Consider the following 23,474-nt stretch of genomic DNA (forward strand, 5'->3'; position numbering starts at 1 on the left):
CACGTCATCCTCCGGCGGCCTCACCTCATCAGCAGCCCCGCCGCCTCCGCCAGCTCGTCCGACGGCACCGCGACCAGTCCCGGCTCCGCGCCGGACGCCAGCAGCCGGTGCGCGGGCAGGATGCGGACCGTGTAGCCGAAGGGACCGGTGCGGTCCAGGGCGAGCGGGCCCTCGTACACCCAGCGGCCCTCCAGGTCGGGGCCGCCCACCGACTTCAGCGGGACGGTCGTCGCGTCGGTGATGCGGTCCTCGGAGTCCACCCGGCCCGAGACCGCCTGCACCTCGACGTCGTCCGGGGCCAGGTCGCCGAGGTTCACCCGCACCCGCAGCCCGAGCGTCGCGCCGAGCTCGGCCAGCGCGGTGGCGGCGGACGTCTCCACGTGGTCGACGCTCACCCCGGGCCAGGCGGCCCGCACCCGGGCCTTCCACTCGGCCAGCGCACGGGCGGAGTCCGGGTCCATCGCGCGGTGCGCCTCGGCCGCGGGGGCGTAGAGCCGCTCGACGTACTCGCGGACCATGCGGCCGGCCAGCACCTTGGGCCCGAGCAGGCTCAGGGTCTTGCGGACCATCTCGATCCACCGGTCGGGCAGCCCGCTCGCGCCCCGCTCGTAGAAGCGGGGGGTCACCCGCTGCTCCAGCAGGTCGTAGAGGGCGGCCGCCTCTATGGCGTCGCGCCGGTCCGGGTCGGTACCCGCGCCGTCGGCGGTCGGGACCGCCCAGCCGAAGTCCGGCTGGTACCACTCGTCCCACCAGCCGTCCAGCACCGACAGGTTGAGGCAGCCGTTGAGGGCGGCCTTCATGCCGCTGGTGCCGCACGCCTCCAGGGGCCGCAGGGGGTTGTTCAGCCAGATGTCGCAGCCCGGGTAGAGCTTCTGCGCCATCGCCATGCCGTAGTCCGGCAGGAACACGATCCGGTGCCGCACCCGCGGGTCGTCCGCGAACCGCACCAGCTCCTGCACCAGCCGCTTGCCGCCGTCGTCCGCCGGGTGCGCCTTGCCCGCGACGACGATCTGGACGGGCCGCTCGGGGTGCAGGAGCAGGTCCATCAGGCGGTCGCGGTCGCGCAGCATCAGCGTCAGGCGCTTGTACGACGGGACGCGCCGCGCGAACCCGATGGTGAGCACGTCCGGGTCGAGGGCCTCGTCGACCCAGCCCAGCTCGGCCGTCCCGGCGCCGCGCTGCCGCCAGGAGGCGCGCAGCCGCTCCCGCACCTCCTCCACGAGCTGCTCGCGCAGGGTGCGGCGCAGCTCCCAGATGTCCTGGTCGGCGATGTCGGCGACCGAGTCCCAGCGGTCCGAGCCGCCGACGGCCAGCGCGTCCTCGGCCCGCTGGACGCCGATCTGCCGGGCGCCGAGCCGGAACACCTCCGGGGCGACCCAGGTCGGGGCGTGCACGCCGTTGGTGACGGAGGTGATCGGCACCTCGTCGGCGTCGAAACCGGGCCAGAGCCCGGAGAACATCTCCCGGCTGACCCCGCCGTGCAGCAGGGAGACGCCGTTGGCGCGCTGGGCCAGGCGCAGGCCCATCACGGCCATGTTGAACAGGTTGGGCTCGCCTCCGGGGTAGGTCTCCATGCCGAGCCGCAGGACGCGTTCGACGTCGATGCGCGGGAGCTCGGAGTCGGGGCCGAAGTGGCGGGCGACCAGTTCCCGGTCGAAGCGGTCGATGCCGGCCGGCACGGGGGTGTGGGTGGTGAAGACGGTGCCCGCCCGGACCGCCTCCAGCGCGGCACCGAACTCCAGGCCCTTCTCGCAGAGTTCGGAGATGCGTTCCAGACCGAGGAAGCCGGCGTGCCCCTCGTTGGTGTGGAACACCTCCGGCCCGGCGTGGCCGGTGAGCCGGCAGTACGTCCGTACCGCCCGGACACCTCCTATACCCAGCAGCATCTCCTGGAGGAGCCGGTGCTCGCTGCCGCCGCCGTAGAGCCGGTCGGTGACGCCGCGTTCGCCGAGGTCGTTCTCCTCGACGTCCGAGTCGAGCAGCAGCAGCGGCACCCGGCCGACCTGGGCCAGCCAGACACGCGCGCGCAGGTCGCGGCCGCCGGGCAGCGCGAGGGCGACGTGGGCGGGGGTGCCGTCGGCTTCCTCGAGGAGGGTGAGGGGCAGCTCGTGGGGGTCGAGGACGGGGTAGTGCTCCTGCTGCCAGCCGTCCCGGGACAGGGACTGGCGGAAGTAGCCGTGGCGGTAGAGCAGGCCGACGCCGATGAGGGGCACGCCCAGGTCGCTGGCGGCCTTCAGGTGGTCGCCGGCCAGGATGCCGAGACCGCCGGAGTACTGCGGCAGGGCGGCCGTGACGCCGAACTCGGGCGAGAAGTAGGCGACGGCGGCGGGGAGTCGGCCGGGCTGGTCCTGGTACCAGCGGTCGCCGGTCAGGTAGTGGTCGAGGTCGTCGGCCACCGCGGTCAGCCGGCGCACGAAGCGCCGGTCCCGCGCCAGCTCCGCCAGGCGCGCGGGCGGGACGGTGCCGAGCAGCCGTACCGGGTCGCGGCCGGACGCGGACCAGCACCCGGGGTCGACGGACTGGAAGAGGTCGCGGGTCTCCGGATGCCAGGACCAGCGCAGATTCCGGGCCAGATCACTGAGCGGCCGGAGGGGGTCGGGGAGAACGGGACGGACGGTCAGTCGACGAATCGCCTTCACCCTCACGACGTTACCGGTGCGATGTGTCCCTCGCCGGGGCCTTCGCCCTCAGTCCTCCGATTCGGCCTGAACGGCACCGTTCGCGATCTCCGGACGGGCTAATAACCACCGGCGTGTCGATCTTCCGGCGGGGAAGGTGTCCGGTCAGGTCGTCGCGTGTGTCGACATACGCGTGAGTAGGTAACAAAGTGCCGGATTGCCCACCCGAAAAGTGTGGGAAGGCTCCTGCGGTACACCCCACACGCACCCCCGCAGGACCCACCTCCCCAGAGTCATCCGCCCACCCTCGTTGACGCGGACAGGAGCGGTCATGCCCGCCACGCACCACTCGTCAGCACCCTCCGCGGTGCCCCCCGCGGCGCCGCCCGAGGCGCCCCCCGCGGCATCCTCCGGGGCGCCCCCCGCGGACGGCACCACCGTCGTCGGACGCATCCCCGTCCTGGACGTCCGTCCGATGGTCCGGCACGGGCGCAGGCCCGCCAAGGCCGTCACCGGCGAGTCCTTCGAGATATCGGCCACCGTGTTCCGCGAGGGGCACGACGCGGTCGCCGCCAACGTCGTGCTGCGGGACCCCGAGGGCCGGCCGGGCCCGTGGACCCCGATGCGGGAGCTGGCCCCGGGCACCGACCGCTGGGGCGCCACCGTCACCGCCGGCGGGCCCGGACTGTGGTCGTACACGGTGGAGGCGTGGGGCGATCCGGTCACCACCTGGCGGCACCACGCGCAGATCAAGATCCCGGCGGGTATGGACACCGGCCTGGTCCTGGAGGAGGGCGCCCGGCTCTACGAGCGCGCCGCCGCGGACGTGCCCGGCAGCGCGGACCGGCGTGAGCTGCTCGCCGCCGCCGGCGCGCTGCGGGACGAGGCCCGGCCGGCCGCGTCGCGGCTGGCGGCGGCGTTGACGCCCCGGGTGGACGCGGTACTGGCCCGGCATCCGCTGCGGGAACTGGTCACCACCTCCGACCCGCTGCCCCTGCTCGTGGAACGCGAACGCGCCCTGTACGGCGCCTGGTACGAGTTCTTCCCCCGCTCCGAAGGCACCCCCGACCGGCCCCACGGCACCTTCCGCACCGCCGAACGCCGGCTGCCCGCCATCGCCGCCATGGGCTTCGACGTCGTCTACCTCCCACCCGTCCACCCCATCGGCACCACCCACCGCAAGGGCCGCAACAACACCCTCTCCGCCACCCCCGACGACGTCGGCGTCCCCTGGGCCATCGGCTCCCCCGAAGGCGGCCACGACACCGTCCACCCCGCCCTCGGCACCATCGACGACTTCGACCACTTCGTCACCCGGGCCGCCCACCACGGCCTGGAAGTCGCCCTCGACTTCGCCCTCCAGTGCTCCCCCGACCACCCCTGGGTCCACAAACACCCCGACTGGTTCCACCACCGCCCCGACGGCACCATCGCCCACGCCGAGAACCCGCCCAAGAAGTACCAGGACATCTACCCCATCGCCTTCGACGCCGACCTCGACGGACTCGTCGCCGAAACCGTCCGCGTCCTGCGCTTCTGGATGGACCACGGGGTGCGCATCTTCCGCGTCGACAACCCCCACACCAAACCCGTCGTCTTCTGGGAGAGGGTCCTCGGCGAGATCAACCGCCGCGACCCCGACGTCATCTTCCTGGCGGAGGCCTTCACCCGCCCCGCGATGATGCACACCCTGGCCCAGATCGGCTTCCAGCAGTCCTACACCTACTTCACCTGGCGCAACACCAAACAGGAACTGACGGAGTACCTCACCGAACTGACGGGGGACGCCGCCTCCTACATGCGGCCCAACCTCTTCACCAACACCCCCGACATCCTGCACGCCTACCTCCAGCACGGCGGCCGCCCCGCCTTCGAGGTCCGCGCCGTCCTGGCCGCCACCCTCTCCCCCACCTGGGGCATCTACAGCGGCTACGAACTCTGCGAGAACACCCCCCTGCGCGAAGGCGGCGAGGAATACCTCGACAGCGAGAAATACCAGCTCAAACCCCGCGACTGGGCCACCGCCGCCCGCGAGGGCACCACCATCGCCCCCCTCATCACCCAGCTCAACACCATCCGGCGCGAGAACCCGGCGCTGCGCCAACTGCGCGATCTGCACTTCCATCCCACGGACAAGGAGGAGGTGATCGCCTACTCGAAGCGGCAGGGGTCGAACACGGTTCTGGTGGTCGCCAACCTCGACCCCCACCACACCCAGGAGGCGACGGTCTCGTTGGACATGCCGCAACTCGGCCTGGACTGGCACGAGTCGGTGCCGGTGCGCGACGAGCTCACCGGCGAGACCTACCACTGGGGCAGGGCCAACTATGTGCGCCTGGAGCCGGGCCGGACGCCCGCGCACGTCTGCACGGTTCTGCGACCGTCCCACCCGCAGATCGGAGGGTCACCCACCACATGATCTTCAACGAGCCCGTGCCGGACACCTTCGAGGACACCCCGGCCAAGGACCGTGACCCGGACTGGTTCAAACGAGCCGTCTTCTACGAGGTCCTCGTCCGCTCCTTCCAGGACAGCAACGGCGACGGCGTAGGCGACCTCAAGGGCCTCACCGCCAAGCTGGACTACCTGCAGTGGCTGGGCGTGGACTGCCTCTGGCTCCCGCCCTTCTTCAAGTCACCGCTGCGCGACGGCGGCTACGACGTCTCCGACTACACCGCCGTGCTGCCAGAGTTCGGCGACCTGGCCGACTTCGTCGAGTTCGTGGACGCCGCCCACCAGCGCGGCATGCGCGTGATCATCGACTTCGTCATGAACCACACCAGCGACCAGCACCCGTGGTTCCAGGAGTCCCGCAGGGACCCCGACGGCCCCTACGGCGACTACTACGTCTGGGCGGACGACGACAAGCAGTTCCAGGACGCGCGCATCATCTTCGTCGACACCGAGGCGTCGAACTGGACCTACGACCCGGTGCGCAAGCAGTACTACTGGCACCGCTTCTTCTCGCACCAGCCGGACCTGAACTACGAGAACCCGGCCGTGCAGGAGGAGATGATCTCCGCCCTGAAGTTCTGGCTGGACCTGGGCATCGACGGGTTCCGGCTGGACGCGGTGCCGTACCTCTACCAGGAGGAGGGCACCAACTGCGAGAACCTCCCGGCCACGCACGCCTTCCTGAAACGGGTGCGCAAGGAGATCGACGCGCAGTACCCGGACACGGTGGTGCTGGCGGAGGCCAACCAGTGGCCGGAGGACGTCGTCGACTACTTCGGCGACTACGCGGCGGGCGGCGACGAGTGCCACATGGCGTTCCACTTCCCGGTCATGCCGCGCATCTTCATGGCCGTACGCCGCGAGTCCCGCTACCCGGTCTCCGAGATCCTCGCCAAGACCCCGGCCATCCCGTCCGGCTGCCAGTGGGGCATCTTCCTGCGCAACCACGACGAGCTGACCCTGGAGATGGTCACCGACGAGGAACGCGACTACATGTACGCGGAGTACGCCAAGGACCCGCGCATGCGCGCCAACATCGGCATCCGCCGGCGCCTGGCCCCGCTCCTCGACAACGACCGCAACCAGATCGAGCTGTTCACGGCCCTGCTGCTCTCCCTGCCCGGCTCGCCGATCCTCTACTACGGCGACGAGATCGGGATGGGCGACAACATCTGGCTCGGCGACCGCGACGCGGTGCGCACCCCGATGCAGTGGACCCCGGACCGCAACGCGGGCTTCTCGTCGTCGGACCCGGGGCGGCTCTTCCTGCCGACGATCATGGACCCGGTCTACGGCTACCAGGTGACGAACGTCGAGGCGTCCATGGCCTCGCCCTCGTCCCTGCTGCACTGGACCCGCCGCATGATCGAGATCCGCAAGCAGAATCGCGCCTTCGGCCTGGGCACCTACACCGAGCTGCCCTCCTCCAACCCCGCGGTCCTCGCCTTCCTGCGGGAGGCCCCCGCGACCGGGGAAGAGGGGGACGACCTGGTGCTGTGCGTCCACAATTTCTCCCGGTTCGCGCAGCCCACCGAGCTGGACCTGAGCGCCTTCGGGGGGCGCCATCCGGTCGAGCTGTTCGGCGGAGTCCGTTTCCCGGCGGTCGGCGAACTGCCGTACCTGCTGACCCTCGGGGGGCACGGCTTCTACTGGTTCCGGCTCCGCAAGGACGCCGTTTAGGCCGCACCGGCCCGATCCCCGGGGCGGGACGGTTTCTGCCGTCCCGCCCGGGGCACGCATCAGTAACACCCCGACGACCCGGGGAAAGGACGCGACGCCATGTCGGAAGCCGTCACACGCACCGTCACGAGCCCGTCAGCCCTTCTGGCGTCACTTGATCCACTGCTGCGGGACTGGCTGCCGCGGCAACGCTGGTTCGCGGGCAAGGGGCGTCCGGTCACCGGATTCTCGCTGGTCGCCGCCACCGAGCTGCTCCCCTCCGACGCCCGCCTCGGCCTCTACCACGTGCTGGTGCGCGCCCACCAGCAGCTCGCTTCGGCCCCGGGCGGGCCCGAGGGGCCCGGTGACTGCTACCAGCTCCTCATAGGCGTGCGCGAGGCGCTGCCGCCCCGGCTGGCGCCCGCGCTCATCGGACACGTGACCGAGGGCCCGCTGGCCGGCCGCACCGCCTACGACGCCCTGTACGACACCCGGCCCGCCGAGGTGCTCCTGGAGGCGCTGCGCACCAGGGCCCGTATCGGCGGGCTTCGTTTCGAGCGGGAACCGGAACGGGAGATCCGCGCGGGACTGGTGCCGCGGCTGATGACCGCCGAGCAGTCGAACTCGTCGGTCGTGTATGGAGATACGTTCATTCTGAAGGTGCTGCGCCGGATCGTGCCCGGCATCAACCCCGACCTGGAGCTGCCGCTGGCGCTGGCGCGCGAGGGCTGCCCCCGGGTGCCGGCACCGGCGGGCTGGATGGTGGCCGACCTGGCCGGCCGGTCCTGGGTACTGGGCGTGCTCCAGCCCTACGTGCAGGGTGCCGCCGACGGCTGGGAGCTGGCCCTGCGGGAGCTGGCCAAGGGCGAGGAGTTCGTCGCCGAGGCCCGGGCGCTCGGCCGGGCCACCGCCGAGGTGCACACCGCGCTGGCCCGCGCGCTGCCGACCGTCACCCTCGCCCAGGGCCAGGTGCGGCAGCTCGCCGACGGCATGATCGAACGGCTGGAGGCGGCCGCCCACGCGGTGCCCCTGCTCCGGCCGTACGCGCCCGCGCTGCGTACGGCGTTCACGGCGCTGGGCGACCTGGCCGCCGAGGGCCGGACCTGGACCGCCCAGAGGGTCCACGGCGACCTGCACCTCGGCCAGTGCCTGCGCTCGCCCTCCGGTCAGTGGTCGCTGATCGACTTCGAGGGAGAGCCCGCCAAACCCCTGGCCGAACGGCGGATGCCGCAGCCGCCGGTGCGGGACGTCGCGGGGATGCTGCGCTCCTTCGACTACGCCGCGCACTCGGCCGACGCTCCGGTACCGGGCTGGGCCGGGTCCTGCCGGGCCGCGTACTGCACCGGGTACGCCGAGGTCGCCGGTGCCGACCCGCGCACCGATCCGGTGATGCTCCGCGCCCACGAGACGGACAAGGCGGTGTACGAGGTGCTGTACGAGGCCCGGCACCGTCCCGACTGGCTGGCGGTGCCCCTGTCCGCGGTGCGCCGCCTGTCCACGCCCGAACCGGCATGACGCCCTCTCCGGATCCCACTTCGCCCAGGAGGCTCCACCCGTGACCCCCCGCCCCTCGTCCAGCGGTCCCGACCCGAAGCAGACGGCCGAGGAGAAGAGCGCCGCGAAGAAGGCGGCGCCGTCCCGGAAGGCGGTGGCCGAGAAAACGCCCACGAAGAAGACGCCCACGAAGAAGACGGCCGCGCAGAAGACCCCTGCGAAGCAGGCGGCCGCCGAGAAGACGGTGGCAAAGAAGGCGGCCGCCAAGAAGGCCGTCGCCAAGAAGGCCGTCGCGGGGAAGGCGGTCGCGGGGAAACCGGCCGCCAAGAAAGGTGAGGCCGCGAAGGCGGCCGTACCGGTCGAGGTCGCCGTCTCCCCGTCCATGGACGCCGCCGACCGGGAGCGGCTGCTCGCCGGGACGCACCACGACCCCCACTCCGTGCTCGGCGCCCACCGGGTGCCCGGCGGGGTCGCCTTCCGGGCCTTCCGGCCGTACGCCCTGGCGGTGACCGTCCTGTCCGGGGAGCTGCGGGTCGAGCTGCACGACGACGGGGACGGGTTCTTCTCCGGGCTGCTGCCGCTTGAGGAGGTTCCCGTACACCGGCTCCTGGTGACGTACGAGGGGACGGTCCAGGAGACCGAGGACCCGTACCGTTTTCTGCCCACGCTGGGCGACCTGGACCTGCACCTGATCGGCGAGGGACGGCACGAGCAGCTCTGGCGGGCGCTCGGCGCGCATCCGGCGACCCACGAGGGTGTCGCGGGCACCCGCTTCACGGTGTGGGCGCCGAACGCGCGCGGGGTCCGGGTGGCCGGCGGCTTCAACTTCTGGGACGGCACCGGACACCCGATGCGGTCCCTGGGGGGCACCGGCGTGTGGGAGCTGTTCCTGCCCGGCATCGGCGCCGGCGAGCTGTACAAGTTCGAGATCACCCGGCCCGACGGCTCGCGCACGTTCCGCGCGGATCCGCTGGCCCGCCGCACCGAGGTCCCGCCCGCCACGTCGTCCGTCGTGCACACCTCGCACTACACGTGGGGCGACGAGGAGTGGCTGGCCCGCCGCGCGGACACGCCCGCGCACGAGGCGCCGATGTCGGTGTACGAGGTCCACCTGCCCTCCTGGCGCCCCGGACTGACGTACCGGCAACTGGCCGACCAGCTCCCCGCGTACGTCGCGGACCTGGGCTTCACCCACGTCGAGCTGATGCCGGTCGCCGAGCACCCCTTCGGCGGCTCCTGGGGCTACCAGGTCACCGGCTTCTACGCGCCCACGGCCCGCCTCGGCGACCCCGACGACTTCAAGTACCTGGTCGACCGGCTGCACCAGGCCGGCATCGGCGTCCTGATGGACTGGGTACCGGCGCACTTCCCGCGCGACGACTGGGCGCTGGCCGAGTTCGACGGCCGTCCGCTGTACGAGCACTCCGACCCGCTGCGGGCCGCGCACCCGGACTGGGGCACGCTGGAGTTCGACTTCGGGCGCCGGGAGGTGCGCAACTTCCTCGTCGCCAACGCCGTGTACTGGTGCGAGGAGTTCCACATCGACGGGCTGCGCGTCGACGCGGTCGCCTCGATGCTCTACCTGGACTACTCGCGCGAGCCGGGCCAGTGGACGCCGAACGAGCACGGCGGCCGGGAGAACCTGGACGCGGTGGCGTTCCTGCAGGAGATGAACGCGACGGTGTACCGGCGGGTACCCGGGGTGGTGACCGTCGCGGAGGAGTCGACGGCCTGGGACGGGGTCACGCGGGCCACGCACCACCAGGGGCCGAGCGGCTTCGGCGGGCTCGGGTTCGGGCTCAAGTGGAACATGGGCTGGATGCACGACTCGCTCCAGTACATGAGCCACGAGCCGGTGCACCGCAAGTACCACCACGGCGAGATGACCTTCTCCATGGTGTACGCGTACAGCGAGAACTACGTGCTCCCGATATCCCACGACGAGGTGGTGCACGGCAAGAAGTCGCTGGTGTCGAAGATGCCCGGCGACTGGTGGCAGCAGCGCGCGAACGAGCGGGCGTACCTGGGCTACATGTGGGCCCACCCCGGCAAGCAGCTCCTCTTCATGGGGCAGGAGTTCGCGCAGGGCGCGGAGTGGTCCGAGGCGCGCGGTCCCGACTGGTGGCTGCTCGACCCGGAGTACGGGGCGGCGGCCGACCACCGGGGCATGCGCGATCTGGTGCGGGACCTGAACACCGTCTACCGGGCCACGCCCGCGCTGTGGCGGCGCGACACCCACCCCTCCGGTTTCGCCTGGCTGGTCGGGGACGCCGCCGAGGACAACGTCCTCGCGTTCCTGCGGCTGGACGCCGACGGCACCCCGCTGCTCGCGGTGTCGAACTTCGCCGCCGTCGTCCGCCCCGGCTACCGCGTCGGCGTTCCGGACGAGGTCCCCGCCTGGCACGAGGTGCTCAACACGGACGCCGCCCGGTACGGCGGCGGCGACGTGGGCAACCCCGACCCGGTCAAGCCGGAGCCGCAGGGGTGGCACGGCCGGCCGGCGAGCATCCGGCTGACCCTGCCGCCCCTGTCGACGGTGTGGCTGCGCCCGGCCTAGGGATCGTCTTCGGAGGTCGGATCCAGAGCAGCCAGGGGCCGTCGGCCCGGCGGTCAGGACGCGTCGACCAGTCCCTTCGGCAGCGGCCCGGTGTGCAGCACGCCGAGCCGCTGGGTGGCGCGGGTGAGGGCCACGTACAGGTCGCTCGTGCCGTAGCGGCCGGGCTCGACGACCAGCACGGAGTCGAACTCCAGGCCCTTGGACTGGCGCGGGTCGAGCAGGACGACGCCGCGTGTCAGGTCCGGCTCGGCGCCCGCCGTCACGCCGTCCAGCCGGGCCGCGAGAGTTTGGTGCAGCTCGCGCGGGGCGATGACGGCGAGGCGGCCCTCCTCGGGGGTGAGCTCCCGGGCGGCCTCGGCGACGGCGGCCGGGAGGTCGCCGACGGCGCGGATCCAGGGGCGTACGCCGGTGGACCGTACCGAACTCGGCGGTGCGAAGGCGGGGTCTTCGGCGCGGACGACGGCCGCCGCCATGTCCATGATCTCGGCCGGGGTCCGGTAGTTGACGCCCAGCCGCGTGTGCTCCCAGCGGTCCTCGACGTACGGCTCGAGGATCTTCGACCAGGAGCCGACGCCGGCCGCCTCCGCGGTCTGCGCCGGGTCGCCGACCAGGGTCATCGAGCGGGTCGGGCAGCGGCGCATCAGCAGCCGCCACGCCATCGGGGAGAGTTCCTGCGCCTCGTCCACGATGATGTGCCCGAAGGCCCAGGTGCGGTCGGCCGCGGCACGTTCCGCGGCGCTGCGGTGGTCGTCCTCCTCCTGGCGTTCGGCGAAGCGCTCGGCGTCGATGATGTCGTGCGCCGACAGCACCTCCGCCTCCTCCTCGTGCTTGTCCTCGAACTCGTAGGTCCGGGACGCGTACGACACGTCCAGCACGCCCTGCGCGTAGGCGATCTGCGCCTCCCGCTCGCGTTCGGCTCGGGTGCGGGCGACGCGGTCGTCCTCGCCGAGCAGCTCGGCGGCCTCGTCCAGCAGCGGTACGTCGGCGACGGTCCAGCGCCGGGTGACCGGGCGGCGGACGGCCGCGGCCTCCTCGGCGGGGAGGTAGCCCTCGGGCGCGGCCAGGAAGTCGGCGACCAGGCGCTGCGGGGTGATCCGGGGCCAGAGCTGGTCGATGGCGGACCAGACCTCGGGGTTCTCGGCGAGTTCGTCGCGGATCTGGGTGATGTCGCTGGGGTCGAGGAGGTTGGAGCCGTCGTAGGGGTCGGTGCCGATGCGTTCGGCGACCATGTCGGTGAGGGTGTTGAGGATGTGGCCCTCGAAGTGCTCGCGGGCCGCGTTGTGCGGGAGCTTCGCGGCGCGGGTGCGCTCGCGGGCGACGTTCACCAGGTCGTCGTCGAGCATCAGGATGTCGCGGTCGTGCTCGATCGCGATGACCGGGTCGGGCAGCGCCTGCCGGTCGCGGACCACCTCGGCGAGGACCTCCGCCATGTCGGCGCGGCCCTTCACCGCCGCCGCCTCGGGGGTGTCCGTCGCCGTGGCCTTCACGCCGGGGAACAGCTCGCCGACGGTGGCGAGGAGCACGCCGGTCTCGCCCAGGGAGGGCAGCACCTCGCCGATGTAGCCGAGGAAGGCCGGATTGGGCCCGACGATGAGGACGGCCCGCTTGGCGAGCAGCTCGCGGTGCTCGTAGAGGAGGTAGGCGGCGCGGTGCAGGGCGACGGCGGTCTTGCCGGTGCCGGGGCCGCCCTCGACGACCAGGACGCCGCGGTGCAGGGCGCGGATGATGCGGTCCTGGTCCGCCTGGATGGTCTGCACGATGTCGCCCATGCGGCCGGTGCGCGCCGAGTTCAGCGCGGCGAGCAGCACGGCGTCGCCGGACGGGTCCTCGTGGCCGGTCCGCGTCTCGTCGCCGAGGTCGAGGATCTCGTCGTGCAGGGCGGTGACCGTGCGGCCCTCGCTCGCGATGTGCCGGCGGCGGCGCAGGCCCATCGGGGTGTGGCCGGTGGCCAGGTAGAAGGGGCGGGCGACGTCGGCCCGCCAGTCGATCAGGACCGGGGTGCGTTCGGCGTCGTCGGCGCGCAGTCCGATGCGGCCGATGTGGTGGCCGGCACCCGAGGTGAGGTCGATGCGGCCGAAGCAGAGGGAGCCGTCCACCGCGTTGAGCGCGGCGAGCAGCCCGGAGCGCTCGGCGACCAGGATGTCCCGCTCCAGCCGGGCCTGCATGGGTGTGCTGCCCTGCGCGAGCGCGTCCGTCACCGAGCCCTCGGTGTCGCCGCGCAGCGCGTCCACGCGCGCGTACAGTCCGTCGATGAATTCCTGCTCGTGCCGCAATTCATCGTCCGGAAATTCGGTGTTTGACAATTCCACTCCCGCCCGGATATACTCTGCTCACTGAACTTCTTTCGCGACGTCATTCTCCTGAAGTCACGAATCAACGAATATACGCAAAGAAATCCCCCGAGCGCAATTACTCGGGGGATTTCGCGTATCACGTGCGGGTCAGATCACGTCGGCCAGCTCCTCCAGCAGCCGCCGCTTGGGCCGGGAGCCCACCATCGACTTCACCGGCTCACCGCCGCGGAACACCATGAACGTCGGCATCGACAGCACCTTGTACGCGTTCGTGGTCGCCGGGTTCCGGTCGACGTTCAGTTGCACCACCCGGAGCCGGTCGCCCTCCTCCTCGGCCAGGGCGCTGAGCACCGGGGCCATCTGCCGGCACGGCGGGCACCAGTCCGCGGTGAACTCCACCAGCACCGGCAGCGCACTGCCCAGCACCTCCGCACCGAATACCGCGTCCGTCACCTCGGCCACCTCGCTGCCCGTCATACGTGCCCTCCCAGTTCGCACTTGGGCTCCGGACCCCCCGGAACCGCCGCCTCGGCTCGCGCCAGTTGCGCACCGACCTGTTCCCGCACCGACGTCAGTTGCCCGATCAGCGCGTCCAGCTCCGCCAGCTTGCGCCGGTAGACCACGAGGGAGGCCGGACAGGAGTCGCCCTCGGGGTGCCCGGCGCGCAGGCACTCCACGAACGGGCGGGTCTCCTCCAGGTCGAACCCGAAGTCCTGGAGCGTCCTGATCTGCCGCAGCAACTTCAGGTCGTCCTCGTCGTACGTCCGGTAGCCGTTGCCGGTGCGCCGCGCGGACAGCAGCCCCCGCGACTCGTAGTACCGCAGCGTCCGCGTGGTGGTCCCGGCCCGTGCGGCCAGCTCGCCGATTCGCATGCGGACGAACGTAAGCCTTGACGCGGGCGTCAAGGCAAGCGGAACGCCCCGCGCCGGGAGGCGCGGGGCGGGGAGGACCGGGGCGGGAGGACCGGGACGGGAGGACCGGGCGGCTGAGCAACGGGGGGAGCACCTCAGCCGCCCGGAGTGGGTGGGCGTCGCGCGGGCCTCAGGCCCGGGCCAGCTCCTTCTCGCCGCCCTGCTCGGGCAGCTTCGGGGTGCCGTCGCCGTCGTCGGCGCCGTGGTGGTCGTCCAGGAGGGTCTTCTCGTCGAACGGGGCCCGGCCGGCGAGCACCTCGTTCACCCGGCCCTTGTCGATCTCCTTGGTCCAGGTGCCGATCAGGACGGTGGCGACGGCGTTACCGCCGAAGTTGGTCAGGGCGCGGGCCTCACTCATGAAGCGGTCGATGCCGACGATCAGGCCGATGCCGTCCACCAGGGCGGGCTTGTGCGAGGACAGGCCGCCGGCCAGCGTGGCCAGACCGGCACCGGAGACACCGGCCGCGCCCTTGGAGGCCACCAGCAGGAAGAGCAGCAGCGGGATCTGCTCGCCGATGGACATCGGCGTACCCATGGCGTCCGAGATGAACAGCGAGGCCATGGTCATGTAGATCATGGTGCCGTCGAGGTTGAACGAGTAGCCGGTCGGGACGGTGATGCCGACCACCGGCTTGCTGATGCCCAGGTGCTCCATCTTCGCGATGAGGCGCGGCAGCGCCGACTCCGACGAGGAGGTGGACAGGATCAGCAGGAACTCGCGGCCCAGGTACTTGAAGAGCGAGAGGACGTTGACGCCGGCGACGACGCGCAGCAGCGTGCCCAGCACCAGGAAGAGGAAGAGGAAGCAGGTCACGTAGAAGCCGAGCATCAGCACGGCCAGGCTCTTGAGCGCGTCGACGCCGGCCGAACCGGTGACCGCGGCGATGGCGCCGAAGGCGCCGACCGGGGCGGCCCACATGATCATCGCCAGGACGCGGAAGACCAGCCGCTGGATGTGCTCGATGCCGCGCAGGACGGGCTGTCCGGCGGAGCCCATGGCCTGCAGCGCGAAGCCGCAGAGCAGGGCGATCAGCAGGGTCTGCAGCACCTCGCCCGCGGTGAACGCGGAGACGATCGTGGTCGGGATGATGCCCATCAGGAAGTCGACGGTGCCCTTGGCCTCCGCGTCGACCTGCGCCTGACCGGTCTCCTTGACGGCGTCGGTGACCGCGAGGCCCGTGCCCGGGTCCAGGATGTTGCCGACGACCAGGCCGATGGCGAGCGCCACCAGCGACATCACCAGGAAGTAGCCCAGGGCGATACCGCCGACCGCGCCGACCTTGGCGGCCTTGCGCACCGATCCGATGCCCAGCACGATCGTGCAGAAGATGATCGGCGAGATCATCATCTTGATCAGGCTCACGAAGCCGGTGCCCAGCGGCTTCAGCTCGGTGGCGAAGTCGGGGGCGATCAGACCTACGGCGATACCGAGGGCGACCGCGATGATCACCGCGATGTAGAGATAGTGCGTGCGGTCCCGCTTGGCTTTGGGTGCGGCAGGTGCCGTAGCGGCTTTGCTGGTCACGGCGGCCCTCCTTGACGACGTCGTCGGCATCACCGGCGTGCGGCTCACGTCCGGGGGTTTGTTTCGGGGATGCGGTGACTATCTCCCGGCCTGTGAGCGCGGTCACCCTTGCGTTCATTTAGTTCACAATCAGCCAAGAGGGAGACTGGCGGCATGTCCCTCCGCGTCCCGATACCCCGCAGCCTGGCCGGTCAGCTCTTCGCCATGCAGGCCGTGCTGATAGCGGTCGTGGTCGCCGGGTACGCGCTGTTCACCTACGTCAGCGACCGGCAGCAGGCCCAGGAGGCGGCCGGCCGGCAGGCCAGGTCGGTGTCGCTCGCGATCGCCGACTCGCCGTCCGTGCTGGAGGCGATCCGCACGCCCGACCCGACCGCGCGGCTCCAGCCGTACGCGGTGCGGGTCATGCGGGACACCGACGTGGACTTCGTGACGATCATGAATCCGGAAGGCATCCGCTGGACCCACCCGGACCCGAAGCAAATCGGCCATCTCTTCCGCGGTCACATCGAGCGGGCGCAGCGGGGCGAGACCTTCACCGAGACCTACACGGGCACGCTCGGACCGTCGGTGCGGGCGGTGACGCCCGTGGAGGACACCGGGCGGGTGGTCGGTCTGGTCAGCGCCGGGATCAAGGTCGAGGAGATCAGCAAGCGGGCGCAGGACCAGCTCACGGCCCTGCTCGGGGTGGCGGCCGGCGCGCTGCTGCTCGGCGCGGTCGGCACGTACGTGGTCAACGCGCGGCTGCGCCGGCACACGCACGGGATGAACGCGGACGAGCTGAGCCGGATGCACGACTACCATCAGGCGGCGCTGCACGCGGTGCGGGAGGGCCTGCTGATGCTGGACGGGCAGTACCGTGTCGCGCTGATCAACGACGGCGGACGGGAGCTGCTCGGTGTGACCGGTGACGTGGTGGGCGCCTCCGTCGCGGACCTCGGGCTGCCGGCGCAGTTGACGGGGGCGCTGCTGGCCTCCGAGCCGCGGGTGGACGAGGTGCATCTGGCGGCGGAGCGGGTGCTGGTGGTGAACACCTCGCCGGTCTCCGGCGGCGAGCGCCGGGGCACGGTGGTGACGCTGCGCGACGTGACCGAGCTGCAGTCGCTGACGGGCGAGCTGGACTCGGAGCGCGGTTTCACCCAGGCGTTGCGCTCGCAGGCGCACGAGGCGGCCAACCGGCTGCACACGGTCGTCTCGCTGATCGAGCTGGGGCGCGCGGAGGAGGCCGTGGACTTCGCGACCGCCGAACTGGAACTGGCGCAGGCGCTCACCGACCAGGTGGTGGCGGCGGTCGGCGAGCCCGTGCTGGCCGCGCTGCTGCTGGGCAAGACGGCGCAGGCCAACGAGCGGGGAGTGGAGCTGGTGGTGTCGCAGGACAGCCGACTGGACGACGGGCTGCTGCCGCCGTCCCTGCCCGCCCGGGACCTGGTGACGATCCTGGGCAACCTGGTCGACAACGCGGTGGACGCGGCCCAGGGCGGGGTGCCCTCGCGGGTGACGGTGGCGGCGTACACCGACGCGGACCGGGGCGGCGGCTCGGAGCTGGTGCTGCGGGTGTCGGACACCGGCGCGGGCGTCGACCCGGCCCACGCCGACCTGGTCTTCCAGCGGGGCTTCTCGACGAAGCCGGCCGGTGAGGGCGGGCGGGGCCTGGGGCTGGCGCTGGTGCGGCAGGCGGTGCGGCGACACGGCGGCACCCTGACCGTGGCGGAGGCCGAGGGCGGCGGCGCGTGCTTCGAGGCGAGGCTGCCGCTGGGCGACACCGGGGGCCGCGCGCCGGCACCGGGCGCTCCGGCGGGCAGACCGGAGTCCGGGGGCGCCGTATGAGCACCGCCGAGCAGCCCATCCGGGTCCTGGTCGTCGAGGACGACCCCGTCGCCGCCGACGCGCACGTGATGTACGTCGGCCGGGTGCCGGGGTTCACGGCCGTCGGCAAGGCGCACACCGGAGCGGAGGCTCGGCGCGTGCTGGACCGTACGCCGGTGGACCTGCTCCTGCTCGACCTGCACCTGCCGGACGTGCACGGGCTGCAACTGGCCCGTTCGCTGCGGGCGGCGGGGCACCACACCGACGTGATAGCGGTGACGTCGGCGCGGGACCTGACGGTCGTGCGGGAGGGGGTCTCGCTGGGCGTCGTCCAGTACGTGCTGAAGCCGTTCACCTTCGCCACCCTGCGGGACCGGCTGGTGCGGTACGCCGAGTTCCGGGGCACCGCCGGGGAGGCGAGCGGCCAGGACGAGGTGGACCGGGCACTGGCCACACTGCGGGCTCCCGGCCCGGCCGCCCTGCCGAAGGGGCTGAGCGGGCCGACACTGGAGCGGGTGACGGGCGCGCTGCGCGGCTCGGCCGAGGGCCTCACCGCCGCCGGGGTGGCCGAGGCCGTGGGCATCTCGCGGATCACGGCCCGGCGTTACCTGGAGCACCTGGTGGACGCGGGGCGCGCGGGGCGGAGCCCGCTGTACGGGCAGGTGGGGCGGCCGGAGTTGGTGTACCGGTGGGTCCGGGAGGCCGAGCGGGGGCGATGAACACAGGTTGTCCACCGCACACGCATTGACCTGACTAGACCACTCCTCTTACGTTCGCCGAGCAGCCGTCCCGGCCACAGCGTCGTGCCCGTAGGAGGTCTTGCCCGTGCGTCCCACCGTCCGGTCCGTCCGGTTCGCCGCCCTGTTCACCGTCACCGCGCTCGCCTCCACCGCACTCGCCGCCTGCGGAAGCGGCTCCGGCAGCGATCCGGACACGGTGAAGGTCTCCTTCAAGCAGTCGACGGACAACTCCATCAAGGTGATGGACACCTACCTCGGCGACATCAAGAAGCAGTTCGAGAAGGCCAATCCGGGCAAGAAGGTCGAGCTCGTGCCCACCAAGGCCCCGGACTCGGAGTACTACACCAAGCTCCAGCAGATGCTCCGCTCCCCCAAGACCGCGCCGGACCTGGTCTACGAGGACACCTTCCTCATCAACTCCGACATCACCAGCGGGTACTTGAAGCCCCTCGACGAGTACCTGGCGAAGTGGGAGGACTGGGACCGTTTCATCGACACCGCGAAGGCGGCGGCGAAGGGCCAGGACGGCAAGACGTACGGCGTCCCGGACGGGACGGACACCCGGGGCCTGTGGTTCAGCAAGGACGTGTTCGCCAAGGCCGGCCTGCCCGCCGACTGGCAGCCGAGGACCTGGGACGACGTGCTGGCCGCGGCCCGCACCATCAAGGCGAAGGTCCCCGGCGTCATCCCGCTCAACGTGTACACGGGCAAGCCCGCCGGTGAGGCCGCCACCATGCAGGGCTTCCAGATGCTGCTGTACGGCACGAACGACGGGACCACCGACCCGCTGTACGACAAGGGCGGCAAGAAGTGGATCGCGGCGGGGCAGGGGTTCAAGGACTCCCTCGCCTTCGTCGAGACCGTGTACGAGGAGAAGCTCGGCCCGGAGGTCTCCGACGCGCTCGATCCCAACTTCGGTACGAAGGTGCGCGGTGAGCTGCTGCCGCAGGGCAGGCTCGGGATCGCGCTCGACGGTTCCTGGCTGCCGCAGGACTGGCTGGAGGGCAGCGGACACGAGTGGCCCGAGTGGTCGAAGGAACTGGGGCTGGCCGCCATGCCCACCCAGCACGGGCAGGCACCGGGCAGGGTGAGCATGTCCGGCGGCTGGACCTGGTCGATCCCGGCCAAGGCGGGCAACCCGGACCTGGCCTTCGAGTTCGTCAAGACGATGCAGACCAAGGCCAACGCCCAGAAGTGGTACATCGCCAACTCGGGCATCGCCGTCCGCGAGGACGTCGCCGGTGATCCCGCGTACGTGGACGCCCAGCCCGGCATCGAGTTCTTCACCGACCTCGTCGCCGACACCCACTACCGGCCCGCCTACCCGGCGTACCCGAAGGTCTCCGTCGCCATCCAGGAGGCGATGGAGGGCGTGACGACCGGCGACAAGTCGGTGGAGGAGGCGGCGCGCGACTACGACGAGGCGCTCAAGGAGGCCACCGACAACCAGGTGGTCCGCAAGTGACCGCGGCCACGCCGCAGCACACGGGCCCGGGGCCGGACCAGGTCCGCAAGGCGCCGCCGGGCCCGCCCGTGGCCGCGCCCCGCCGTGCGGGGCCGGCCGGCGCCCGCCGCTCGCTGCTGCGCGCCCTGCCCGTCTCCCCCGCCGTCGTCCTGCTGCTGCTCTTCCTCGCCGGTCCGATCGCCTACTGCGTCGTCATCGCCTTCACCGACCTCCAGCTCACCGGGCAGGCCGAGTCGTCCTTCGTCGGCCTGGAGAACTTCCGGCGGGCGTTCCGGGACGAGGCGTTCCTCAACGCCGTATGGCTGACCCTGGTGTTCACCGTGCTGTCGTCGCTGATCGGGCAGAACACCCTGGGGCTGGCGCTGGCCTCGCTGATGCAGCGCGCCTCGAAGCCCGTCCGCACGCTCACCGGTGGCATCGTTGTCACGGCCTGGGTGCTGCCGGAGGTGGTGGCGGGCTTCCTGCTCTACGCCTTCTTCCGCCGCGAGGGCACCCTCAACGCCATCCTGGACTGGCTCCACCTGCCCTCCCAGAACTGGCTGTTCACGCTGCCGATCCTCGCGGTGTCCTTCGCCAACGTGTGGCGGGGCACGGCGTTCTCGATGCTGGTGTACTCGGCGGCGCTGAACGAGATCCCCAAGGAGGTCACCGAGGCCGCCGAGGTGGACGGGGCGAGCGGCTGGCGCCGGATGTGGCACATCACGCTGCCGATGATCCGGCGTTCCATCGGCACCAACCTCATGCTGAACACCCTGCAGACCCTGTCGGTCTTCGGTCTGATCTGGGTGATGACGCGCGGCGGCCCGAGCGGCAAGAGCCAGACGCTGCCGCTGTTCATGTACGAGCAGGCCTTCCAGAACAGCCTGATCGGCTACGGCACGGCGGTGGCGCTGCTGCTGTTGCTGATCGGCTCGCTGTTCTCGGTCGTGTACCTGCGCCTGCTGCGGACGGAGGTCTGAGATGGCGTCCACGGTCGCGTCCCGCGCACCCCACGGACCCCGCGAACCCCGGGCATCCCGCCGCGACCCCGCCTCCCGGCGCGACCGGCGCCGGCTGGCCGCCGACGCCGGGCTGCTGGTGGCCGCCGCCGCGTTCGTGCTGCCGCTGGCCTGGGTGGTGCTGTCCGCCCTGGACCCGCGCGCGAGCCTCAGGGTGAAGGTCCCCGACGGGCTGACGCTGGCGAACTTCGACGCGATCCTCACCCCGGAGATCACCTTCACCCCGCTGCTCAACAGCCTCGTCCTGTGCGGCGGCGCGACCCTGCTGACGGTGGTGTGCGCGGCGCTCGCGGCGTATCCGCTCTCCCGTTTCCGGTCGCGGCTGAACCGGCCGTTCCTGCTGACCATCCTGTTCGCGACCAGTCTGCCGATCACCGCGATCATGGTGCCGGTCTACGCCCTCTTCGTGCGGGTGAACATGATCGACACCATGCAGGGGACGATCTTCTTCTTCGCCGCCTCCCAGCTCCCCTTCGCCATCTGGCTGATGAAGAACTTCATGGACGGCGTGCCCAGGGAACTGGAGGAGGCGGCCTGGACGGACGGCGCGTCGTCGTTCCAGTCACTGCTGCGGATCGTGCTGCCGCTGATGGGGCCGGGAGTGGCGGTCGTGACGGTGTTCTCGTTCGTGATGATGTGGGGGAACTTCTTCGTCCCCTTCATGCTGCTGCTCTCCCCGGACCAGATGCCCGCGTCGGTGAGCATCAACGACTTCTTCGGCAACCGGGGCATGGTGGCGTACGGGCAGCTCGCGGCGTTCTCGATCGTCTACTCGACGCCGGTCATCCTGCTGTACGTGCTGATCTCCCGGCGGCTGGGCGGGGGGTTCGCGCTGGGCGGGGCGGTGAAGGGGTGAGCGGGGCGGTGTCCGCTTGCGCCCGCAATATGCCGGCTGAACGCCCGTCATACGCCCGTAGGTTCGTACAATCCGTATCGCTGGCTGAACAGCCCGTAGTCAGCGCCTCACCGGACCCCTACGGTGTGGGCCGTGCGCCGACCCTCACCTCACCCGAACCAGTCGGGTCCCCCGTTCAACGCCCTCGCCGCCCGCCGGCTCCGTGCCGCCCTGAACATGGGGCCCGAGCACGTCGCCCACGGCATGCGGGTCTCGTACGGGCTGCCGTACGTCACCCCGGATCTCGTCATCGCCTGGGAGCGGGGCGTCGCCTCGCCCCGGAACCCCGAGCTGACCGCGCTCGCGGGGGTGCTGTGGTGCTCGCCCGGTGATCTGATCGGCCGGCCGCAGACCCTGCGCGAGCACCGCGTCGCCCGTTCGCTGGCGCCGCAGGACGTGGCCCGTGCCGTCGGGATCGCGCTCCCGGCGTACCTGCGGATGGAGGAGAAGGACGGCTGGCGTGGCACGGACCGCCAGTCGGCCGCGCTCGCCGACGTGCTCGGTCTCACCCTGCCCGACTTCGTGACCGTCACGGGGCGCGAGGAGAAGCTCGCCGACCTGCTGACGAGCGCCGTGACGACCCGCTGGCAGGGCTATGTGCGCCCGGTCGCCAAGGTGGCACCGCTGGACCGGCGGGTCCTGGAGAACGTGCTCCAGGTACTGCACCAGGACTACCAGGGGCACATGACCGCCACCCTGAGCTGGGGCGGCGGCAGCGGTGACTCCGACGTGGCCGGCCGCGACTTCCTCGACCGGATCGTGGAGCACTTCTGGGCGGCGGTCGACAGACACCCGTGAACGGTGGGTCCGGCGGCTAGAAGACCGACTCCGCCTCGTCCATCCGGTCCTTCGGCACCGTCTTCAGCTCGGTCACGGCCTCCGCCAGCGGCACCATGACGACGTCCGTGCCGCGCAGCGCGGTCATCCGGCCGAAGTCGCCCCGGTGCGCGGCCTCCACCGCGTGCCACCCGAAGCGGGTGGCGAGCACCCGGTCGTACGCGGTCGGCACGCCGCCGCGCTGGACGTGGCCGAGGATGACCGGCTTGGCCTCCTTGCCGAGCCTGCGTTCCAGCTCGTAGGCCAGTGCCGTGCCGATGCCCTGGAAGCGCTCGTGGCCGAACTTGTCGATCGCGCCCTTGCCGTAGTCCATGGAGCCCTCGGCGGGGTGGGCGCCCTCGGCGACGCAGACGACGGCGAACTTCTTGCCGCGGGAGAAGCGCTCCTCGACCATCTTGACCAGGTCGGCGGGGTCGAAGGGGCGTTCGGGCAGGCAGATGCCGTGGGCGCCGGCGGCCATGCCGGACTCCAGGGCGATCCAGCCGGCGTGCCGGCCCATGACCTCGACGACCATCACGCGCTGGTGGGACTCGGCGGTGGTCTTGAGGCGGTCCATCGCCTCCGTGGCCACGCCGACCGCCGTGTCGAAGCCGAAGGTGCGGTCGGTGGAGGAGATGTCGTTGTCGATGGTCTTCGGCACGCCGACCACCGGGAGGCCGGCGTCCGACAGCATCCGGGCGGCCGTCAGCGTGCCCTCGCCGCCGATCGGGATGAGTGCGTCGATGCCGAAGTTCTGGATCATGTCCGAGGCGTTCTCGCACGCCTCGCGGAGCCGGTCGCGCTCCAGCCGGGAGGAGCCGAGGATGGTGCCGCCGCGGGCCAGGATGCCGCTGACCGCGTTCAGGTCGAGGCCGCGGTAACGGCCGTCCAGCAGGCCCGCGTAGCCGTCCTCGAAGCCGATGACCTCGTCGCCGTAGTTGTCGACCGCTCGGTGCACGACCGACCGGATCACTGCGTTCAGGCCGGGGCAGTCGCCGCCTGCGGTGAGAACTCCGATACGCATCGTGCTGTGTCTCCTGCTCACTGTTGATACCGGGGAGCCGGTCCAATTGTTTCACGGCCGACGCGTCGACGAGCACCGCCGAGCGCCGACAGCCGCCGACGGGCACCGACGGGCACCGACGGGCACCGACGGGCACCGACGGGCACCGACGGTTCCGGCCGGGCACGGCCGGACGCTGACGGGCGCCTTATCCATCGCCGGAGGTATTGTCAAGAGGGTTC

Annotated in this window: 16 protein-coding genes; 10 read left to right on the forward strand and 6 right to left on the reverse strand. The window is 71.5% G+C overall.

Annotated elements, in window-relative coordinates:
- Window positions 1–20: 20 nt before the first annotated feature.
- Window positions 21–2,639 (reverse strand): glycosyltransferase family 1 protein, encoded by a 2,619-nt coding sequence (locus B1H29_RS11365; RefSeq protein WP_055421868.1) that lies wholly within the window; start codon window positions 2,637–2,639, stop codon window positions 21–23.
- 310 nt (window positions 2,640–2,949) lie between these two features.
- On the opposite strand from B1H29_RS11365, the gene B1H29_RS11370 reads away from it, so the two are divergent.
- From B1H29_RS11370 to glgB, 4 genes are all read left to right on the forward strand, one after another.
- The gene (locus B1H29_RS11370) at window positions 2,950–5,037 is read left to right on the forward strand and encodes an alpha-1,4-glucan--maltose-1-phosphate maltosyltransferase (RefSeq protein ID WP_079160161.1); all 2,088 of its coding nucleotides are present in this window, start codon (window positions 2,950–2,952) and stop codon (window positions 5,035–5,037) included.
- The gene (treS, locus tag B1H29_RS11375) at window positions 5,034–6,752 is read left to right on the forward strand and encodes a maltose alpha-D-glucosyltransferase (RefSeq protein ID WP_079160162.1); all 1,719 of its coding nucleotides are present in this window, start codon (window positions 5,034–5,036) and stop codon (window positions 6,750–6,752) included. Before B1H29_RS11370 ends, treS begins: the two co-directional genes overlap by 4 nt.
- Window positions 6,753–6,851: 99 nt before the next feature.
- Window positions 6,852–8,246: a maltokinase N-terminal cap-like domain-containing protein gene (locus B1H29_RS11380; RefSeq protein WP_055421870.1), complete on the forward strand. Its 1,395-nt coding sequence runs from the start codon at window positions 6,852–6,854 to the stop codon at window positions 8,244–8,246.
- A gap of 40 nt (window positions 8,247–8,286) precedes the next feature.
- On the forward strand, window positions 8,287–10,782 hold the full coding sequence (gene glgB / locus B1H29_RS11385; RefSeq protein WP_167392526.1) for a 1,4-alpha-glucan branching enzyme: 2,496 nt from the start codon (window positions 8,287–8,289) through the stop codon (window positions 10,780–10,782).
- A 53-nt stretch (window positions 10,783–10,835) separates the two neighbouring features.
- On the opposite strand, the gene B1H29_RS11390 is transcribed toward glgB, so the two are convergent.
- The 4 genes from B1H29_RS11390 to B1H29_RS11405 form a co-directional block, all read right to left on the reverse strand.
- Window positions 10,836–13,103: a HelD family protein gene (locus tag B1H29_RS11390; protein WP_055421871.1), complete on the reverse strand. Its 2,268-nt coding sequence runs from the start codon at window positions 13,101–13,103 to the stop codon at window positions 10,836–10,838.
- 120 nt (window positions 13,104–13,223) lie between these two features.
- Window positions 13,224–13,538 (reverse strand): thioredoxin family protein, encoded by a 315-nt coding sequence (locus B1H29_RS11395; protein WP_055421949.1) that lies wholly within the window; start codon window positions 13,536–13,538, stop codon window positions 13,224–13,226.
- Window positions 13,539–13,549: 11 nt separating this feature from the next.
- The gene (locus B1H29_RS11400) at window positions 13,550–13,948 is read right to left on the reverse strand and encodes a MerR family transcriptional regulator (RefSeq protein WP_055421872.1); all 399 of its coding nucleotides are present in this window, start codon (window positions 13,946–13,948) and stop codon (window positions 13,550–13,552) included.
- A 169-nt stretch (window positions 13,949–14,117) separates the two neighbouring features.
- Entirely contained in the window at window positions 14,118–15,512 is a 1,395-nt protein-coding gene (locus B1H29_RS11405) for a cation:dicarboxylate symporter family transporter (protein ID WP_055421873.1), read from the reverse strand.
- A 153-nt stretch (window positions 15,513–15,665) separates the two neighbouring features.
- Between B1H29_RS11405 and B1H29_RS11410 the strand changes: the two genes are divergently transcribed.
- The 6 genes from B1H29_RS11410 to B1H29_RS11435 all read left to right on the forward strand — a co-directional run bounded on the left by B1H29_RS11410 (window position 15,666) and on the right by B1H29_RS11435 (window position 22,211).
- Window positions 15,666–17,336 carry a sensor histidine kinase gene (locus B1H29_RS11410; protein WP_055421874.1) on the forward strand — a complete coding sequence of 557 codons (1,671 nt, stop codon included), beginning with the start codon at window positions 15,666–15,668 and terminating at the stop codon, window positions 17,334–17,336.
- Window positions 17,333–18,034, forward strand: a complete 702-nt coding sequence (locus B1H29_RS11415; RefSeq protein ID WP_055421875.1) for a response regulator — start codon at window positions 17,333–17,335, stop codon at window positions 18,032–18,034. Before B1H29_RS11410 ends, B1H29_RS11415 begins: the two co-directional genes overlap by 4 nt.
- A gap of 106 nt (window positions 18,035–18,140) precedes the next feature.
- Window positions 18,141–19,520: an extracellular solute-binding protein gene (locus tag B1H29_RS11420; protein ID WP_055421876.1), complete on the forward strand. Its 1,380-nt coding sequence runs from the start codon at window positions 18,141–18,143 to the stop codon at window positions 19,518–19,520.
- The gene (locus B1H29_RS11425) at window positions 19,517–20,479 is read left to right on the forward strand and encodes a carbohydrate ABC transporter permease (RefSeq protein ID WP_055421877.1); all 963 of its coding nucleotides are present in this window, start codon (window positions 19,517–19,519) and stop codon (window positions 20,477–20,479) included. Before B1H29_RS11420 ends, B1H29_RS11425 begins: the two co-directional genes overlap by 4 nt.
- 1 nt (window position 20,480) lies before the next feature.
- Entirely contained in the window at window positions 20,481–21,374 is an 894-nt protein-coding gene (locus B1H29_RS11430; protein WP_055421878.1) for a carbohydrate ABC transporter permease, read from the forward strand.
- A 123-nt stretch (window positions 21,375–21,497) separates the two neighbouring features.
- Entirely contained in the window at window positions 21,498–22,211 is a 714-nt protein-coding gene (locus B1H29_RS11435) for a helix-turn-helix domain-containing protein (RefSeq protein WP_055421879.1), read from the forward strand.
- 16 nt (window positions 22,212–22,227) lie between these two features.
- Here the strand turns inward: B1H29_RS11435 and B1H29_RS11440 are convergent, their stop codons facing one another.
- Window positions 22,228–23,253 carry an ATP-dependent 6-phosphofructokinase gene (locus tag B1H29_RS11440; RefSeq protein WP_055421880.1) on the reverse strand — a complete coding sequence of 342 codons (1,026 nt, stop codon included), beginning with the start codon at window positions 23,251–23,253 and terminating at the stop codon, window positions 22,228–22,230.
- Between the last annotated feature and the right edge of the window lie 221 nt (window positions 23,254–23,474).

The sequence above is a fragment of the Streptomyces pactum genome (assembly GCF_002005225.1).
Taxonomy (GTDB): Bacteria; Actinomycetota; Actinomycetes; order Streptomycetales; family Streptomycetaceae; genus Streptomyces; species Streptomyces pactum_A.

Coding starts and splice junctions, on each gene's coding strand:
- B1H29_RS11370 (WP_079160161.1), top strand. CDS start 2,950: ATGCCCGCCACGCACCACTCGTCAGCACCCTCCGCGGTGCCCCCCGCG.
- treS (WP_079160162.1), top strand. CDS start 5,034: ATGATCTTCAACGAGCCCGTGCCGGACACCTTCGAGGACACCCCGGCC.
- B1H29_RS11380 (WP_055421870.1), top strand. CDS start 6,852: ATGTCGGAAGCCGTCACACGCACCGTCACGAGCCCGTCAGCCCTTCTG.
- B1H29_RS11400 (WP_055421872.1), bottom strand. CDS start 13,948: ATGCGAATCGGCGAGCTGGCCGCACGGGCCGGGACCACCACGCGGACG.
- B1H29_RS11410 (WP_055421874.1), top strand. CDS start 15,666: ATGTCCCTCCGCGTCCCGATACCCCGCAGCCTGGCCGGTCAGCTCTTC.
- B1H29_RS11415 (WP_055421875.1), top strand. CDS start 17,333: ATGAGCACCGCCGAGCAGCCCATCCGGGTCCTGGTCGTCGAGGACGAC.
- B1H29_RS11430 (WP_055421878.1), top strand. CDS start 20,481: ATGGCGTCCACGGTCGCGTCCCGCGCACCCCACGGACCCCGCGAACCC.
- B1H29_RS11440 (WP_055421880.1), bottom strand. CDS start 23,253: ATGCGTATCGGAGTTCTCACCGCAGGCGGCGACTGCCCCGGCCTGAAC.